The organism is Paenibacillus sp. WLX1005 (genome assembly GCF_046603685.1).
In the GTDB taxonomy this organism is placed as follows: domain Bacteria; phylum Bacillota; class Bacilli; order Paenibacillales; family Paenibacillaceae; genus Saccharibacillus.
Map to the genome: position 1 here is coordinate 2836980 of NZ_CP176756.1, position 18927 is coordinate 2855906.

Below are 18927 nucleotides of genomic sequence, written 5' to 3' on the forward strand. Positions count from 1 at the left end.
ATAGTCTTAGCTTACTTTCTAAATTGTAAGCGTTATCTCAATCAAAATCAAAGGGTATCCAACATTTGTTTATTTCTGCTTTTTTCTATTTATTTGTTTACTTATCATCCAATCCCGGTGGTGTATCTGTAGGATGATCGATATATTTACCGTGCGCTGGTCTTGCCCATTCGTCAAAATGCTCCGCCAATCCTGTCAGCGATGCCGCTAGCTCAGGTCCAACGATTGGCTGTCCATGACCAGTCAAGGCACTTTCCGGTTCGAGCGAAGCCAGACGTTGTACCGATTCGCGAGCCGCATCCCAATCGGTTGTCGCATAACGCGGCGGTCCACACAGTTCCCGTTTCTGAATCAAACTATCCCATAGCTTGTCCTGATCCACTGTGATGAAGGCATCGCCTGCCAGCAGCATCTTATCCTGCTCACGGAACAACGAGATATGACCAGGAGCATGACCCGGTGTATGAATCCAGCGCCATTCTGGTAAACCCGGTACACTGTTATCAACTGGCAGATTGTGAATATACGGTCGCAGATCAATCGGCTGATTCGGGAAGACGGCTGACAATTTGGAATTGAGTCCACCTTCGACACCCGGATCATAGCTAGGGTAGCGTGATTCACCAGTCAAAAATGGCATTTCCAGTGCATGTGCATAGACAGGCACATCCCATTTTTCCGCCAATTCTACAACTGAACCAGCATGATCAAAGTGCCCATGAGTCAGAATGATCGCCTTCGGTCTTGCTCCTGTACCGAACCGTTCATTGGCAACTTTAATAATTTTGGACGCAGATTGCGGCAAGCCTGTATCCACCAGCACCCAATCGCGCAGACTGCCCGGTTTTCCAATAAATGCTACATTCACAAATTGCAGCGTCAGCCCGTACACATCTTCCCGCAGCTCTACTTCATCTCCACTACCTACGGTCGTCATCGGAATTTTCAGATGTTTGAGTGGATTCTCAGCCATGTCGATCTCCTCCTTTAAATTTGAATTGCTTATGGTATTATTACCCAACTGTTGCATACGCATTCACTTTGCGATAATATGCCGTTTACTTTGTAACATTCATACTTGTAGACATACAAAAACCGGCTATGCTCCCAAGAGCACAGCCGGTTTGATCGATCCATATATCGCTTGGATCATTTTTTTGATACTTGGATATCGTAGTGCAATGCTGTTAGGCATTAGGATAATTCGTATACGTCCAAAAGCGTTCGCGACTAAAGCGTTCACGTAGCTCCCGATCCAGCTTTTTGCTTTTACCCAGTTCGCCGGGAGATGGAAATTGGGAATGATGCGCATGGATGGAGTTCAACTTCGTTTGTACAAAATCACCCACATCATTTTCCACATCAGGGAAACCAATCTCATCTGTGCAATTACGGGAAAACGCCATCGTATACAGCGGCGGACGTTCCGCTTCCGGTAGACGGCTCATCGCACGCACAACCGCAGCCCCAGTTGCATCGTGGTCGGGATGTACACTGTACCCCGGATAAAAGGTAAATACCGCAGATGGCTTCAACTCATGGATCAGATCCAGAATTGAGCCGTCCAGTACGGTACGATCTTCAAATTCGATTGTTTTATCGTGAAAGCCCATCATGCGCAAATCTTGAATCCCGATTGCTTCGACGGACTTTTGCAATTCACCACGGCGAATATTCGGCAATTCTACACGGTTTGTAAATGGTGGTGTACCCATATTGCGCCCCATTTGACCGAGTGTCAGGCAAGCATATGTTACTTCGCCGCCATCTTGAATATGTTTGGCAAGCGTGCCGGACAGACTGAAGCATTCGTCATCCGGGTGCGGAAGCACGACGAGCACGCGTGAATTGGCAGGAATGTGTAACTTCATCTGTTTCATCTCCTCACTCATTAGAACGGCTCCTTGCTCAGTTGCAATGCTACAACCAGTTTGCCTTGGGCATCATGACCAGCAAGCAGCAGACGCTCCTGTTCACTATCTTCATAATGAGTCAGTCCTTCTGAATAGACCCAACCTTGTTCCATCTTCAATCCGACACGGAAAAACGGTGATTTTTCGGAAATGGAGCCTGTGCTGTAACGAATCTGCGCATTGTTGATAAATGTCGCGGACGGGTGCTTGCTGCTATCCAGATGAGAGGCATAAGCACCAGTCGTCATTTCGAGGTGAATATACAAATCCTGATCCTGAAGCTCGTTCAAACGGCGCTGGATCAATACCGGATCGATTAGCTGCATTGTCATCTTTATCTTCCTCCATATCCTTGCAAAAATACTTATCATATTATACTACATTATTTTTCGTATGTATAAGGCTCGTTTGAAGCGGCAGGAAAAAGAGGACAGCCCAACGCCTACTTCGCGCTGTATCCCGCTGTCCTCACATGTACATTCACAAAATGTTTACGTTAACATTTTAACATATCCATCATCTGAAATCGGATACTTTGTAGTCTTGTTACTGTTGCTGCTACTGTTGCTGTTATTGTTCATAACAAGCAGGAATTTACGCCGTCAGATTACTGATACAATCCCTGTCGTTTCAATTCTTCTACCACAAGCCGAGCAAGTTGAGCAGCTCCCGCACGGTTTGGATGCAGGGTATCACCCTCCATGTACAGTGCGAGTGTAGCATCTGCGCCAATCGAGGTAAAATAAGCGGAACTGAGTACATTCAGATCGACCAGCGGCACACTTTCCTCCGAAGCCAGTGCAACGGTGGCGGCGCGATACCATCTGCCCTCGGCGTTATGTACGCCTGCGCTGTTAAAATCGGTTGCACGTCCCTGCGGTGTCGATAATACGACGGTAGCGCCTTTTGCCTTCACCTGTCGGATCATATCGCGCATAATATCTTTGAATTGCGCTTCGGTTGTATTGTTTTTGGCATTCGTATCGTTAATGCCTAGCTGCACGATAAACATATCGCCCGGCTTGATATATTTCAGGATTGCTTCCAGCTGTCCGTCATCACGGAAGCCACGAGCGATTTGACCACCGGATGCCATGTTGCGGACGAGGAAACGCGTTGGATTAATGTACTGTGCAAGCATCTGCCCCCAGCCGCCCTGTACGCTGGAATCTAGTGGATAATAGTTGGCAACTGTAGAATCGCCGCCTACATAGATCGTCGGACGAGTGACAGCAATCGTAGATAGCTGCTGAATCTCGAGTGAGCTTAATGTGAATGCCGCTCCTGCCTTACCTTCGGTTACGAGCAGATTCAATTGCCCATCTGTCACCGGAATTTGAAATTGATCGACTGCATTGTTGCCTGTCATATTAATGATCTGATAGACGCCTTCTGCCGCCACGCTGGAACGCGTCGTATTGCCAAGTGTGACTTTGACATTGTACAAACCGTTAGGCAGATCGACGTTGAAGGTATTCGTACTTTTCGTGCCAAAGGTAACGAATTGTACCGCATCACTATTCACGCCGGTGCCAGAAGACGTGACATTACGCATATTGGCAGGCGTGTTGAAGCCGTAGCCTTTTGCCGAAGTATACGCGTCTTCCGCGCGTACGCCTGTGTAACCCGCTTCCACCGATCCACTGCCAAAATCGAATTTGTACGCTAAGGCGGCTGATGCCTGCTGCGCCGGAGCGACCGTATACAGAGCTGCCAGCATCGTTGCACTCATTGCCAACATCGTCGCCTTTTTCCAGATGCTGCGTTGTTGCTTGTATGGTGCTGAATGTTCTCTTACCGCGCGATTTGTGCAGCGATGTTCTTCCTTTGCATAATGTACCATCTAATCCCTCCCATTAATGTAAGCGTATTCATATTGCATGTTATACATTCGACTGTTAGACGTCGCCATCCTTTGTCCATATCAGTAATTGATTATGATAATCGGGAAATGACAGGCATAAAATTATGGATAACGATATTGCAGCCATCGATGTTCAAGCCAAGCTACTTATATGTCGATACCAATATACCTATGCCAAAAACCCCATACCTACACGCACATGGCAATGCAGATCCTGAGGTTTCTGTATCATTCCGTTCCATTACATTGCAATTCCAGTTTTATTACATTGCAATTCTAGTTCCATTCCATCGTTTCATTTTGATGCTATTTTACGATTTGATACTATTTTACGATAGTTACTGCACACTGAGCATGTTGAGCTACATAATGGCTAACACTGCCAAGCATCCACTCTTGAATCGCTCCTAGACCACGGCTGCCAATTATGATCAGGTCCGCATTCACATGAGCGGCGTAGCGGACAATTTCCTTGCCTGCATGTCCCTGTAATACTGTGACACGCGAAGGATGTGCAGATTGGGTCAACGCCGTCAGTCGCTCTCTCACATCCTCTTCCTCCTCAGCAAAATAAGCATTCAGCTCATGCGTCGGGATGGCGAGCGGTTGCTCCAATATCTCCGATTGTGTGGGATCGACATACACAATATCCAGCGTAGCATGTAAGCCCTCTGCCAATCGTACCGCATGCTCCAAAGCACGCTCTGCATGCAGAGAACCGTCATACGGTACAACAATATATTGAAATGCCATCGTTTGTGCCTCTTTTCTATTCATGATTGCCTGCGGGCTGTGTCAAGGGACTGATTGCTGGCTTGACCAACGCTGTACTCAGCACGGTAATGCCCCATGTGATCAGCGCAATCAGCAGCAGATGTGCAACAAAACTACCGATTGGTGCACCGTTGTAGATCAGTCGTAGATACCCTTGAATAGCATTCGGTGCAGGCAGGAAGGAACCGATATAACGGTAAAATGGCGTTAGCATCGCAGACGGAATAATATTGCCTGCTGTCATCAATTGTAGCGGAATCAACGCTACATTAAATAGCGGTGCCGCATTGCCAAACAGGGCAAATGCCATCTGGGTGACACCAATGCTGGCAGCATATACTAGAATGTGGAATCCCCACATTTGCCAAAATGAAGCAGCTGTATCAGCGAACAATAGCGCGACACTCGTTACAATCAACGAACCGACGACAGCCACGCCAAGCAAGAGAAGCTGTCTGCCCCAGAAAATCTCCCATTTACTCCGAGTCCGCTTGAGCATCATAGATGCTAAATTGAGCTGGATATTCATCGTCATCACACCGATGTACGTAACGAATCCAAGAATCATTGGCAACATCGATACAGCAAAATTACGAATGTCATGCGTCTTGACCACATTAGTCGTTACCACCTGCTCCTGCATATCACCAAATGCCTCTTTGCCAATCGCTGCTGAGATAGACGGCGCAGAGCTTTCCACTATCGACTTGGCTATATCTGAATTTGCTTGATTGACGTAATAAGACAGCTGCGTTTGTTGCTTGCTGCTACCCTGCTCACTGAACCCTGCCGGGATCTCAATGACCATCGTCAATTCACCGTTGTCCATTTGCTGCTGTGCTTGTTCAAGCGAGGTATACAGTTCTGATTGATACGGCAATTGTGAGGTCATTCCACTGGCAATCGTAGCGCCGTTCGTACCATCTTCATTGACAATTCCGACCTTTAACTGCGATATGCGCTCAGTCGCTCCGTTATAACCAGTCATCCATACAATCGTGAATAACAGCGGTACGAATATAGCGAATACAAGCCCGATCTTCGTCTGTACAATGTTCAAAAAGTCTTTTACTGTGTGTAATGCGTTCATTCTATCTCTCCACTCCAAGTCTTATATCAATTTTAAATAGATGGTTAGCCAATAAAAGGTTGTGCATCTATTATCCCAAAAAATTTGCCGACCGTATTCAGTCGGACAAACTTTGATGAATATGATGGATCGCATCGCGTAATTGCTGCTCATCCGTATGATCCAGTCGATCATATATATCCCGATCCAGCTGCTTCATAATCGGCGCTACTTCCTGCAACAGCTTCGTACCGTCAGCAGTCAGATGCAAAATAACAGCACGGCGATCTGCCGGATCGACATGACGGGAAATCAGCTGCTTATTTTCCAGCCGCTCCAACGTTTTGCCGATGCTCGTCTGGTCACGCTCATGAATACTGGCAAGCTTTTTTTGCGAAATGCCGTCGTATTTGCTAAGTTGATGCATAATGCCAAATTGCTCCGGGGTGATATCGAATGCGCTTAACAACTGGGAAGCTTTCTTTTTATAAACCAGATAAGTACGTGATAACAGCAGTCCAAGCGACTGATCATCTACATCCAGAGGCATCACAATTCCTCCTCACAAAAATACTAGCATAGCCGATAATCGACTATGCTAGTATATGATGTATATTTTACATTTGTCAAAGCTTTTTTCCCGGTGTTGCATCTCAATCACGCGGATAGTTGATATCCATAATGTCCATAAACGGCACTTTGTACAAACCTTCTACAGTTTGCATGTGCACTCTACCTGTACGAGAATCCATTTTGATAATTTCACCACGTACTGTTTCTTCCCAGCCCCAGACTGTTAGAACAATAATCGACTTCTCGCGAAATGCTTCGGTCAATTGATTGCCTAGCTCTTCCAGAACAAATTCATCGCGTGTTGGACGCTTGGCCACTTTTGCTTTAGCCAAAGTAAAACCCTCCCTAAATATATGCTGACCTCTATTTTATCGTGAAAAAGCAAACGTTACAATAGTTTACAACAAAAAATAAGAACATAAGTTCCTGATTTGTGACGACGATTGGGATAGGTACTGCCGTCTTAAATGGATAGACCGAATTCGTAATTGTATAAACTACATCGCATAGCAAAACAGCCGCCTCTGCCGAGACGACTGTATGAATATTTGCATGGATATTATAATAGGTTGAATTGCTGTATTCACGACGCATGTGGATCATATAGTGCTACCAATCACCACAACGCTGATCATATTGTTTTCATAACGATGTTCATATTATTTTACAATCATGACAGGTGCTTGTGCGCGCTGAGTGACATAGCGGCTGACACTGCCTTTCATCAATTCATTCATTGTGTTGAGTCCGCGACTACCCATAATGATCAGATCCGGTTTCGCTTGTAGCGCATATTCTACAATTCCTCTGGCTGCACTACCATAAATGATGACCGTTCTCGCATCCGGAATACGGGTAATCATTTCACGCAGATTCTGCCTTACATGGTCTTCCTTATGGTCAAAATAAGCTTCCAGCTCGCTTGACGTCATAATGAGCGGCTGACGAATTTCCTCTACGGTTGCCGAATCGACATACAGAATTTCCAGTTCCGCCTGCATACTTTCCGCCAGCGTAGCTGCACGCTCCAATGCACGCTGGGAATGCAACGAACCATCATACGGGACAAGCACATGCGAGATTGCCATCGTTATTTCCTCCTTTTGATATAGGGTTGGATTCACAAACGACATGCACAGCAATGAGACTTGTAACACAGAAAGCCTGCATATCATCAGACAGAGAAATCGCCAGTGTAGACTTACCGTTCTCACTTCTAAAATATACCAATTTTAGCATAATTGCAAGCGTTTTCAGCACAGTGAGCAAAAAAACAGGCAGCTATTTCCACATACCATTTGTAGAAACAGCTACCTGTTTGAATAATATATTTATCAGTACAATCGCTATTCGGTGAGGATTGATCTGGTAGTATTCATTTTACCAAGCGATTGTCTCCGATAGTTCAATATTTAAGAACGACGCAGCCAGACTGCCATCTCACCTTCCCCGCGATTGCCCCACATAAAGTACGGCACAGCAGTAAAGGATTGTCCGGTTCTGGTGGATTCACCTGTCCGATACAGATCATCATTCCAGTCTTGCTCCTGCTCGCGCAATGCACTGCCTTCGATCACGACACAGCCGCCAAGCAGTTCGTCGTCATAACGCGCTTGCATCGGCTTGTCCGTTTCAACAAGAAGTGAAGACAGTTGATCACCGTTATCAGCTTGTTCCAGACAGTAAACGAGCGGTCCACGCTGCAATGCTACTTTGCCCACATTGGCGCGTAACTTCGGATTGGCATAGATTGTTTGTACATCCATCTCTAGTTTCCATTCTACTACATCATCCGCCGACCATTCGCGGGCAATATATACATACCCATCGCGCAGCTGATCAGCATAAGCTACATTCTGCCCATTGATCTGCAATGATGCACGACTGCACCAGCCGGGTAGACGCAATGCCAACGTAAAGCTGCGCTTACCCTCTACATCAAAGGTAAATCGGCTTGCTCCATCCCACGGATACCCGGTTTGCTGCACAATCTTCACCGTGCCATCTGATAGTGGCAATGTCGCTTCCCCGCCTACGTACAGATGTGTATAGATCGTGTCATCGCTGCTGCTGTAGATGTAGCTACCTAGCGATGTGATCAGACGCGCAACGTTCGGCGGGCAGCAGGAACAACCAAACCATTTTTGCCGTACAGGCTTGACATGATGTTTGCCCGGATTGTGATGACACGCCTGCGGCCACACCTCCAACGGATTTACATAAAAGTAATGCTTGCCGTCCTGCGACATGCCAGCGGTTACTGTATTGTACAATGCGCGTTCCAGCACATCGCCATATTCGCCCTTCGGCTCGATTTGCAGCATCCGATGCGCGAAGAAAACCATTCCTACTGCCGCACACGTTTCTGAATATACGGTGTCGTTTGGCAGATCATAATCAAATGTGAATGCTTCCCCGTGATGAGTAGAGCCAATTCCGCCCGTAATGTACATCTGACGCGTAACGATATTGTTCCACAGCGTCTTGCAAGCATCATACAGCGTTGTATCTCCATTCAATCCAGCTAGATCTGCCATCGCGCTATACATATAGACAGCACGCACGGCATGACCGACTGCTACCTTCTGCTCCCTTACAGGCAGATGCGCCTGATTGTATGCTGTGTCCATATGATCGATTTTACCGACAAAGAAATTGACTTTCCCGCGCTTCTCCCATTCATCATGCAGGAAATTCGGCTCCTGTCCACGCTCGTCGATAAAAAACTGACTCAACTTCAAATACCGCTCTTCTCCCGTTAAGCGATACAGCTTCACCAGTGCCAATTCGATCTCCTGATGACCATCATATCCACGCAGCTTGCCCGGTTCTGGTCCAAATACAGAATCAATATAATCAACAAATTTGCAAACGACATCCAGCAATTGACGCTTACCAGTCGCTTCATAGTACGATACCGCTGCCTCAATCATATGCCCTGCCGTATACAGCTCATGACAATCTGCGAGATTACTCCACCGTTTATCCGGTTCCTTGATTGTAAAATACGTATTCAAATATCCGTCTTCGCCCTGTGCTTCCGATACAAGCTGAATCACATCGTCTGTCATCTGTTCCAGCTCAGGATCAGGGTGAGTCATTAAGGAGTAACCGACCGCTTCGATCCACTTCGCAACATCCGTATCCTGAAAGACGAATCCGTGAAATTCCCCTTCTGCACGACCAGCAGCAATCTCAAAGTTCTTGATCGCATGACTTGGTTCTGCATCGGGAATACGGTCATGCAGCGCATCGTATTGATACGGAATCACGACTTCGCGCACCAGTCGATTATAATCCGACCAGAACTTGTCTTGAATATGCACATGTTTTGGACTTACCGTTTGCAGCAGTTCCTTCGCTTTTTCCATTATGATTCTCCTCTACTATTGGATAGTTTCCAAAGACCTTTGGGCGATATCAGGATAACGCTTACACTCATTCTCGAAACGATCCATCGTTTATAAGTACCATTCCATATGACGATGTGAAATGACTATTTTGTCGCTTTCCATTGGGCGGAGCAAATGACCTGTATGTACGTCCTCCTCGCCTCTATAATTTACATTATTCTTAATTAATATCATATTCATTAACGATAAACAAGGGCATGGATGATGAAATATCCGCGCCCTTGTTTATCTTTTTCTTCTATTGTAGGATTCGTTCACCATATGTGGGATTTGTGTACCTTGAGAACGATAGTACTGCTGGTTCGCCTTTTAAAATAATCCGTCGATGACTCCATCATCTGACAATGACATACGCTCGGCAGCTGGTATTTTGGGCAGACCTGGCATCGTCATTGTATTGCCTGTTTCCACTACGACAAATCCTGCTCCAGCAGATAACGATACACGCGATACATGAATCGTAAAGTTCTCCGGTGCGCCCAATCGTGACGGCTGATCAGTAAACGAATACGGCGTCTTCGCCATGCACACAGGCAAATGACCAAATCCTTGCTTCTCCAACTCGTTCAGCATCTTTTGCGCGCTTGGCGTATAGATTACATCTTTGCCACCGTATAGATCACTTACAATCGTATAGATTTTGTCCTGTAACGATAATTTGTCATCATACAAAGGAGCAAATGTACACTGCTGATTGTCCAACATTTGCAATAGACGCTCTGCCAGTTTTCTACCGCCTTGACTACCTTCTGCCCAAACACGCGACAGTTCACATGCTACTCCCAGACGTTCGCACTCCGACTGAATGATATGCAGCTCCTGCTCGGTGTCACCAGCAAAATGATTAATTGCCACTAGCACGGGCACACCAAATTTGCGCAAATTGTGCAAATGACGACGCAAATTGCTCATGCCACTACGCAAAGCTTGATGTTGCGCATCTTCGCTCAATGCGACTGCGGCTTGCTCCGATTGACCGTTATATTTTAATGCTTTCACTGTGACAACTAAGATCGCAGCGGCTGGTGAGAGGTCAGCTTGACGGCATTTAATATCAAAGAACTTTTCCGCACCTAGCTCGGCTCCGAATCCGGCTTCGGTAATGACGATATCCCCTAACTTGAGTGCTGTCTTCGTACCGATCACACTACTGCATCCATGAGCAATATTCGCAAATGGACCTCCGTGAATAATGACAGGTGTGCCTTCTAATGTCTGTACGAGGTTGGGCTTGATCGCTTCCTTGAGCAGAACAGCCATCGGCTCTACCGCACGCAGATCGTCAGCAGTAACCGGCTCGTTATCATACGTATAGCCGATAATGATGCGACTGAGCCGTTGCTTCAGATCATGCAGGTCTTCGCTCAGGCAGAGAATCGCCATCACTTCCGAAGCCGAAGTGATCACGTAGCCGCTCTCCCTGGTTTCACCATTGCCGCTGCCAAGCCCTGTTACGATACTGCGCAAGCCGCGGTCGTTCATGTCAACAGCGCGTGTCCAAGTGACTTTTTTCGGATGAATACGCAGTGTATTGCCGTGGTACAGATGATTGTCGATCAGTGCCGCCAGTAGATTATGCGCAGAAGAGATAGCATGAATATCCCCGGTAAAATGAAGATTGATCTCGTCCGCCGGTACAATCTGTGCCTTGCCACTGCCGGTTGCTCCGCCCTTCATACCGAAGCAAGGTCCAAGCGATGGTTCACGCAATGCTGCTACGGTATGGGTTCCTAGTGCATTCAGCGCCTGTGATAACCCGATAGTCGTCAACGTCTTCCCTTCGCCTGCCGGAGTTGGGTTGATGGCGGTAACAAGCACCAGCTTGCCGTCAGGGCGGGAGGATAGACGCTGCCGCAGTTCCGGTTCCAGCTTGGCTTTGTATTTTCCATAGAGCTGCACTTCTTGTTCTTCTATGCCTGTTTGCAGTGCAATATTCATAATCGGTTTCATTGTATGTAGTTCCCCCTATCCAGTATGTGCCTGTTCAAAGCTGATTTCTCTGGTATTATCCAGCATCCGTTATCGGTTTGCAACATAATGGGAATGGGTTTGCGCTTTTTGTCACAACTGTGATTTGGGACCTGCCAATTGTTGATGTGCATGATACAATCAGATGAATGAGCAATGACAAGCATGAGAGCGTTTTATACAAATTTAGGATATGCACGACTGTATACGATCTCATTTTATTTGTTGGTCCTGTGCAAATTGTGCTAAGAATATATGTACATGTAACCGAACTATACTATATAGTGAGGATAATTTGAAAAATGAGAACAATACTTTGCGAACGCATCGTATAGGGAGTGGAATCGTATGTGCAATGACAAGAATGAAATACCTCCGCTTCTTGCTCTGGCTCTGGATGCAATCGAAGATTTTGTCTACATTATGCATGTGCATGATGAACAATTTTACTACAGCTATGTAAATCGTTCGGCTGCATTATTCAGCGGTGTTGGAAAAGAAGATATGGGCAAGACCTTTTTTGAATGTTACGCAGATCAGCCAGATATGGCTATTTATTTGCAAAACAAATATACAAGGGTGCTCGCTTCCGGAGAAAGCATGCGCTTTGAGGACGGAAACGTGCTTCCAAACGGTAGTTTAAGTGGCGAAAGTATCATCTCGCCTTTACGCGATGAGCAAGGCAACATTACTCACCTAATCTGTATGACCCGTGATTACACGGAACGCAGCAAACATGAGGAAAAATTGAAATTTTACGCATACTACGACGAATTGACGCATCTGTTCAACCGCCGTTTTTTGTATGAATACGCAGTGGAGCATGGCACTTTATTTTTGCTAAATATCGATAATTTCAAAAGTATTAACGATATGATGGGTCATGAGAATGGTGATGCGCTGCTGATTCAATTGGCTGCTCGCATCAAGCAACTATTCGTCGACGGTGAAATTATTTGCCGATTGGGAGGCGATGAATTTTTGGTTGTCTGCAAAGATTTGTCTCGCATCCCACATGAAACTGCTCAAAAAATGCTGGATGCTTTAAGTACTCCATTTTCGCTCAAAGATCGTGAACTGAAAATTACTGCCAGCATCGGAATTGCTCCCTTTACCCAGCATATGAATGCACAGACAGCGCTACGTCATGCCGATATTGCGCTGCATTATGCCAAAAGTCAGGGGCGCAGTCGTTATCATATTTTTGATACTGCATTGCGGTATGAGCAAATTGTACGGTTTCATCATGAGCTGGCACTCAATAACTGCTTGGAAAAAGACGAATTACAGCTGCTCTACCAACCAATCTATAGTATGGATCATCATCGAGTGATCACGATTGAAGCGCTACTACGCTGGCACAAGGATCACAAGCAGCTCGTTTCGCCTGCGGAATTTATACCGGTTGCGGAAGATACCGGTCTGATTTTGCCGATTGGGGATTGGGTTATTCGTCAGGTATGTCGCGATCTGCCAACCTTGCAGCGCAAATATGGTGAGGCGATTCGCATTGCGGTTAATATCTCTCGCATTCAGCTGGATGATCCAGACTTTATGTATCGTGTAAACCGAATTCTGGAGGAAGAACAAGTCGCTGCTTGTTGTATTGATCTAGAGATTACCGAAAGTGTTGCGACTAGTAATGCGGTGGAAGAACATTCGTTATTATCTCACCTACGAGAACAGGGATATACGATATCGCTGGATGATTTTGGTACCGGTTATTCATCGCTTAGTATGCTCACGCGGCTGCCTATCGACAAGATCAAGATTGATCGTTCCTTTGTCACACAGATGAATCCACCAGTACTCAAAGCGCTCATTACGATGGCAGAAGCACTCAATCTGAAGGTGGTTGCAGAAGGTATCGAAGATCAGGAGCAATTGGAGCGATTGCTCGAACTGGGTTATCGCGAATTCCAAGGCTACTGGCTGAGCTATCCGATGCCAGTTAATCATTTGCCGGATCTGGATCATCTGTTGCCTGCTTCACCAGCGGAATGATGGTCTAGCCTAGCGATGATCTGTCATCTCAGGATGAATGTAAAAGAAGCATAGTCACTTTTGCAGGAAATTCAATTAACAATATTGCCGTATACATGTAAAGCAGCCATTTCTGCCTTGAAATGGCTGCTTTTTTATTTATCTTGTTGTTTGTATTGGATTCGCTAATAGTTGTGGTGTGATTAACTTTTATAGAATGGCAACATATTCTGAAGCAACGATTACGCTTGAGCAAGCAGGCTTATTGTACGCCAATGTTCCATTCGTTCACTGTCAATTTCCCGCTACCGCTCAATACATCAGTGCCAAATTTCACACCACTTACATAGTTGCCTGTCATCGTCAACTCACCGCGATCCAGCAAGTTTTTCACAAAATCAGTCAGGTTGAGTGAGATGCTTTCGGTATTGGCTGTACGTACATAGGTGTACGTTACATGATTGTTAGCATTCGCAGATGTAACGGTATGATCGGCATTGGTCGTTGTGCGGTATACATTCCATGTCGAACCACCGATGCTTACCGTGCTCAGCCATTGTCCCCATGCACCCGATTCATTTTGCATAGCATCTGTGCTGCCTGCTGTACTAGTAAACACGTTATCCGCTACACTGGTTTCTGTGCGATTGGACATATCACTGGAAGACATAGCGCCGCTTGTATCATCATTGCCGGGATTTGCAGACGTAGAAGTGATCACTTTGATCGTCGCTGTTGGTGTCGTATCCATACCTGCCCACTGCGTATTGTGAATATATACTGTGTATCCTGTTGCATAATCACCGGTTACATCAGACGTCGTATAGGCGACAGAAGTATCGATATTTTTCATCTGCGTTCCGCTGTTAGAGGAACGATTACGTGCATTGTCGCGGAATACCTCGACTGGAACATTGCCTGCCCCTTCGTAGCCATTCGTCCAGTTCCAACCGAATGAGATCGCTGGGGACGATTGAATGCCTGTTTTGTCTGCTGGATACATCCAGTTATATCCGAAGGAAGTCGCATTATCATAGAAAATGGATTGATCACTGGACATGATCTCCCCTGCTCCAGTCGCAGACGATATACTACCTGTCCAACCGGTATTACTCAAATAACTGCTATTATTCAGCGAGAAACTGCCATCAGCTGTGTTGTTCTGTTCAGCGAATGCCGCTCCGGGAAGTAGTAGTGAAGCTGTTAATGTCATCGTTGCAAGTGCACAGATCGGTTTTTTGAGATTGGATTTCTTCATCATAGTTGTTCCCTCCATTGATGTATTCAGTATGTTGTTAAGAGAGATCGATATACATTGTGGTGCTAGAATAAATCTGTTTTACATAATAGAACATGACGACAAAGCTCCAAACTGATATGCAGAAAGGCACAGTAAAATAACGAGAATATTATCAATGATACGCATGGATACACATGCTGTCTTGTACAATAATGGCAACAACTAAGACCGCCACATTACAGCAATCGTAATCCTGATTCTGAAGCAGGCGGTATGTAGTTCCACATACTCAGGCTTCATCTCCAACTTGATCCTTGTATATCGACGTTCCCAGATATTATTTACCCACCCTTTTGCGTCGAATAACCTATTTCGCAAAAATGTTTGAAAAATTTACTAATATTTGTAATATTTTGTATGTAAAAGTACCTAGAAATATAGCAAAACAGACCATTTGCATGGTCTGTTGTCTACTCCATATGGTATAGGTTACATAGCAAGATCGTACGATACGCATATTACGCTGGACATATAATAATCCTTTTCAACTGTGAAATTAGCTGCTAGCACGTGGGTCTAGTCGATCACGCAATTCATCTCCGATCAGATTCACCGCCAGCACAAAGCCTGTAATTGCCAAGCCCGGAAATGTACAAATCCACCATGCAACTGTCAGATAGCCACGTCCTTGTGACAATAATGCTCCCCAATCCGGAATCTCGCTTACCGTTCCAAGCCCAAGAAAGCTCAGCCCCGCTCCGGTCAGAATCGAGCTGCCTAGACCAATCGTTGCCATAACGACGACTGGAGATATCGCATTGGGCAAAATATGACGACGGACAATATGCCAGTTGGATGCGCCCAATGTACGCGAAGATTCAATATAGCCTCGTGTGAGCAATCCAACAATCTGTCCACGCATGACCCGTGCATAGCCGGGAATGGACGCGACTGCAATTGCCAGTACGATATTAGGCAGACCTGGACCGAGTGCTGCTGCAATCGCAAGCGCTAGCAAGACACCCGGGATCGTCATGAGAATATCCATAATGCGCATAATGATGATGTCTGTCCAACCACCGACATACCCTGCCAATGCTCCAAGTGCACCACCTGCAAGCACCCCGGCGATCACGGAACTGAAACCAATCAGCAGCGAATCGCGGGTGCCGTAAATAACCAGACTCAGAATATCACGTCCAAAATAATCCGTACCGAGCCAATTCGCTGCTCCGGGCGGCTGCAAAATCCGATCTGCCATCATCGCTGTCGGCGCATACGGCGCAAGCCACTGTGGCACTAGCGCAAACACAACTAACATCGCCACTAGCGCCGCCGCAAAGCCCGCCAGAATGAGACTGATGCGCTGCTGTCTTTTTTGCCGTTTCCAGCCGACGCCTTCACCTTGTATGGCTTCAGCCTTGCTGGTGCGATTGCGTTCACTCAGCGCTGCTGTCCACGATAGAACTTTCATTCGCACACCTCCCGTTCTGTAACTGCATGTTTCTGATTTTTTGGATAACTAATACTCAACATGTACAATCTTGCTCACTACAACATTTATGTGGAACGACGAATACGCGGATCAATATACGCATATGACAGATCAACGATCAGATTGATGACTACATATACAATCGCTGTGAAAAAGACGACCCCTTGCACTACCGGAATATCTCGTCCCATAATCGCATCTGCTAGAATACGACCGATCCCCTGTCTGGAAAATACCGTCTCAATGACAACCGTTCCTGCTAGCATCTCGCCCAGCTGCATACCGACGATAGTCACTACCGGAATCAATGCGTTGCGAAGAGCGTGATGGTACATGATCACCCTTTCGCCGATACCTTTGGCACGCAGTGTGGTGATAAACGGCTCGTTGATCACTTCCAGCATGCTGCTGCGTACCATACGAATAATAAAGCCCGCACCAACGATCCCAAGTGCGACCGAAGGTAACACTAACGTCTGCCAGCCATCCGAACCCATTGCCGGAAACCAGCCAAGCTGAATAGAGAAGATCAGGATGAGCAGAATACCTGACCAGAACGTCGGCATTGAAATACCGAATAATCCGATGATGCGGGCGATAACATCAATCCAGCCATTGCGGTGCACTGCCGACAGCACACCGAGCGTAATGCCGATCACCGCAGCGATCAGTGTACTGGTCAGTGTTAGCGTCAATGTTGCCGGAAAATGAGCGATAATCTTCGGCAGTACCGGCTCGGAGTTGAGCATCGATACGCCGAAGTCACCGCGTACAATACCGCTAACATAATTCCAGAACTGCATGTAAAAGGGCTGATCCAGTCCTAGCTGCACACGCAGATTTTGTACCATTTCCGCCGTGGCATACGACGGATCGATCATCGACAATACCGGATCGCCGGGTAGCAGATAAAAGATGGCAAATACCAGCACTAGCGATCCCAGCACGACCAGCAATGAAGAGATAATACGTATTCCTGCCAGACGGAGCATAGTCACCCTCCTGTTCCTGTCAATTTCACATCGTTAAAGTTTGGATAACCAAGATGGTTGAAGGTCAGACCTTGCACACTTTTAGAAGCAGCTACGGTGTACGGGAAAATGTAAATCGGAATAATGATTGCCTGATCGCTAATCCACTGCTGGATATTGCGATAGATTTCTTCACGTTTGGCAGTATCCTTTTCTACTGCGCCTTCATCCAGCCACTTGTCGAGCTGTGGATTGGATAGACCCGACAGCGTCTCACGCGCACCTTTTGCAGGTGTATGGTAGAACGCAGACAATGCATTAGGATCGGCATTGACTTGACTGTTTCCATACAGATCGTACGCCTGATTTTGGAATATCGTTGTAGCAACATCCTTAGTAATATTCACCTGAACCTCGATACCAACCGCTTTTAGTTGCTGTTGCACCATCGCGGCAATATCATTGCGCTTCTCACGATTGGGCGAACCGTCTACGTAGCGCAGAACAAGTCGTTTGCCGTCCTTGACACGAATGCCGTCCGCACCTTTGGTCCAGCCCAGTTCATCCAATAGTTGATTGGCATGCTCTACATTGGGCTGGATTTTATTTTCCAGCGACGAGTCATAGCCGAGAATGCCCGGTGTGAGCGAAGACCATGCTTGCTTGTAAGTGCCTAAGTACAGCGTTTTGACGATAGCGCCTACGTCGATGGCAGATTGTAGCGCCTGACGTGCTTTTAGATCATTCCACGGCGCATTGCGTTGATTGATAAACAGCGTGTACGGCAAGCCCGGTGTATCTGCCTGCAATAGCTGTTGATCTGGGCTATTTTGTAGCGCCAGTACATTTTGCGGTGGTACCGTTTCAGCAGCAAGCACTTGATTGCTCTGCACACTACCAATTCGCGTCGCTTCCTCTGGAATGATCGAGAAGGTAATGCCATCGAGATACGGCGCCTTCGTATTGCTAACCGTCTCTGGTCCCCAAGCATAATTCTCATTGCGCTTCAGCTTGATGCTAGCGTTATCCTCCCAGCTGACAAATTCAAATGGTCCTGTGCCAACGGGATGCTGACCGAATTGATCGCCATATTTTTTGGCGGCAGTCGGAGATACGATACCGAGCATCGTCTGACTCAAATTGACCAGAAATGCTTGTGATGGACGCGACAAATTCACTTTAACGGTATACTCGTCGATCACTTCGGAAGACTCATACGGTTGCACCAGCGCAAGCGCATTAGCTGCCTTGGTCGCCGGATCGATGACGCGATCTAGATTGAATTTGACGGCTTCCGCATTGAACGGTGTACCATCTTGGAATGTCACATTCTTGCGCAGCTTGAACGTGTAGCTTTTGGCATCTTTGGATTCTGTCCAGCTATCAGCTAGCCACGGCTTGATCTTGCCATCATTGTCCTGCACAACTAGATTGTCATAAATGTTGTGGAATACGCGCACCGACACCGCCCAGCCGCTACGATGCGGATCAAGCGTATCCGGTGTTGTTGCCAGCGCATATGTCAGCGTACCGCCTGTTCCGCCATTGGCAGCTTGTGCTGCTTCGCTGCCTGTACCAGCACTGGAAGCACAACCCGACAAGATCAATACAATTGCCATCAGGCTGATCAGTGAACTACTCCATGTATACCGCGGCGACCACCT

At 46.6% G+C, this 18927-nt stretch carries 16 protein-coding genes; 1 reads left to right on the plus strand and 15 read right to left on the minus strand.

What is annotated here, in order from left to right:
- Positions 1–97 precede the first annotated feature (97 nt).
- From ACE3MZ_RS12145 to ACE3MZ_RS12195, 11 genes are all read right to left on the minus strand, one after another.
- The gene (locus ACE3MZ_RS12145; protein ID WP_411342436.1) at positions 98–973 is read right to left on the minus strand and encodes an MBL fold metallo-hydrolase; all 876 of its coding nucleotides are present in this window, start codon (positions 971–973) and stop codon (positions 98–100) included.
- 214 nt (positions 974–1187) lie between these two features.
- A complete protein-coding gene (bshB2, locus tag ACE3MZ_RS12150; RefSeq protein WP_411342437.1) occupies positions 1188–1871 on the minus strand; it encodes a bacillithiol biosynthesis deacetylase BshB2 in 684 nt (227 codons plus the stop codon).
- Positions 1872–1891: 20 nt separating this feature from the next.
- The gene (locus tag ACE3MZ_RS12155; RefSeq protein ID WP_411346774.1) at positions 1892–2239 is read right to left on the minus strand and encodes a YojF family protein; all 348 of its coding nucleotides are present in this window, start codon (positions 2237–2239) and stop codon (positions 1892–1894) included.
- A 281-nt stretch (positions 2240–2520) separates the two neighbouring features.
- The gene (locus tag ACE3MZ_RS12160; protein WP_411346775.1) at positions 2521–3633 is read right to left on the minus strand and encodes a rhamnogalacturonan acetylesterase; all 1113 of its coding nucleotides are present in this window, start codon (positions 3631–3633) and stop codon (positions 2521–2523) included.
- Positions 3634–4101: 468 nt separating this feature from the next.
- Positions 4102–4530 carry a universal stress protein gene (locus ACE3MZ_RS12165; RefSeq protein ID WP_411342438.1) on the minus strand — a complete coding sequence of 143 codons (429 nt, stop codon included), beginning with the start codon at positions 4528–4530 and terminating at the stop codon, positions 4102–4104.
- A 16-nt stretch (positions 4531–4546) separates the two neighbouring features.
- Entirely contained in the window at positions 4547–5641 is a 1095-nt protein-coding gene (locus tag ACE3MZ_RS12170) for a YhgE/Pip domain-containing protein (protein WP_411342439.1), read from the minus strand.
- A gap of 97 nt (positions 5642–5738) precedes the next feature.
- On the minus strand, positions 5739–6170 hold the full coding sequence (locus ACE3MZ_RS12175; protein ID WP_411342440.1) for a MarR family winged helix-turn-helix transcriptional regulator: 432 nt from the start codon (positions 6168–6170) through the stop codon (positions 5739–5741).
- Positions 6171–6273: 103 nt separating this feature from the next.
- Positions 6274–6525, minus strand: coding sequence for a YolD-like family protein (locus ACE3MZ_RS12180; RefSeq protein ID WP_411342441.1), 252 nt, complete (start codon positions 6523–6525; stop codon positions 6274–6276).
- A 327-nt stretch (positions 6526–6852) separates the two neighbouring features.
- Positions 6853–7281, minus strand: coding sequence for a universal stress protein (locus ACE3MZ_RS12185; protein ID WP_411342442.1), 429 nt, complete (start codon positions 7279–7281; stop codon positions 6853–6855).
- Positions 7282–7605: 324 nt separating this feature from the next.
- Positions 7606–9564: a glycoside hydrolase family 127 protein gene (locus ACE3MZ_RS12190; RefSeq protein ID WP_411342443.1), complete on the minus strand. Its 1959-nt coding sequence runs from the start codon at positions 9562–9564 to the stop codon at positions 7606–7608.
- Positions 9565–9915: 351 nt separating this feature from the next.
- Positions 9916–11556 (minus strand): formate--tetrahydrofolate ligase, encoded by a 1641-nt coding sequence (locus tag ACE3MZ_RS12195; protein WP_411342444.1) that lies wholly within the window; start codon positions 11554–11556, stop codon positions 9916–9918.
- Positions 11557–11922: 366 nt separating this feature from the next.
- On the opposite strand from ACE3MZ_RS12195, the gene ACE3MZ_RS12200 reads away from it, so the two are divergent.
- Positions 11923–13578, plus strand: coding sequence for a putative bifunctional diguanylate cyclase/phosphodiesterase (locus ACE3MZ_RS12200; protein WP_411342445.1), 1656 nt, complete (start codon positions 11923–11925; stop codon positions 13576–13578).
- Between the two features lie 241 nt (positions 13579–13819).
- Here the strand turns inward: ACE3MZ_RS12200 and ACE3MZ_RS12205 are convergent, their stop codons facing one another.
- The 4 genes from ACE3MZ_RS12205 to ACE3MZ_RS12220 all read right to left on the minus strand — a co-directional run bounded on the left by ACE3MZ_RS12205 (position 13820) and on the right by ACE3MZ_RS12220 (position 18882).
- Entirely contained in the window at positions 13820–14818 is a 999-nt protein-coding gene (locus tag ACE3MZ_RS12205) for a GH12 family glycosyl hydrolase domain-containing protein (protein WP_411342446.1), read from the minus strand.
- 535 nt (positions 14819–15353) lie between these two features.
- A complete protein-coding gene (locus ACE3MZ_RS12210; RefSeq protein WP_411342447.1) occupies positions 15354–16271 on the minus strand; it encodes an ABC transporter permease in 918 nt (305 codons plus the stop codon).
- Positions 16272–16357: 86 nt separating this feature from the next.
- Positions 16358–17284, minus strand: coding sequence for an ABC transporter permease (locus ACE3MZ_RS12215; protein ID WP_411342448.1), 927 nt, complete (start codon positions 17282–17284; stop codon positions 16358–16360).
- 2 nt (positions 17285–17286) lie between these two features.
- Entirely contained in the window at positions 17287–18882 is a 1596-nt protein-coding gene (locus ACE3MZ_RS12220; RefSeq protein ID WP_411346776.1) for an ABC transporter substrate-binding protein, read from the minus strand.
- Between the last annotated feature and the right edge of the window lie 45 nt (positions 18883–18927).